We start from the raw sequence: 292 nt of genomic DNA, 5'->3' as shown, positions 1-292 counted from the left end.
CAACCGCACAGACAACCGCAAGTCAATCGTCATCTGAATCAGCATCGACAAGTGCATCGACAACAGCAAGTCAATCGGCATCTGAGTCAGCATCAACAAGCGCTTCGACATCAGCAAGTCAATCGGCATCTGAGTCAGCTTCAACAAGTGCATCGACATCAGCAAGTCAATCGGCATCTGAGTCAGCATCAACAAGGGCGTCGACATCAGCAAGTCAAACGGCATCTGAGTCAGCATCGACAAGCGCGTCGACATCAGCAAGACAAAAGGCAGCGGGGTCAGGGTCGGGGAG

General features: G+C 52.4%; 1 protein-coding gene. It reads left to right on the top strand.

The features are described from left to right. A partial coding sequence (locus N8N51_RS10350) for a hypothetical protein (RefSeq protein ID WP_261104140.1) occupies positions 1–292 on the top strand: 292 nt, incomplete at both ends.

This window comes from Streptococcus mitis (assembly GCF_946188685.1).
Classification (GTDB): Bacteria; Bacillota; Bacilli; order Lactobacillales; family Streptococcaceae; genus Streptococcus; species Streptococcus mitis_CC.
This window is presented reverse-complemented; position numbering and strand designations above follow the sequence as displayed.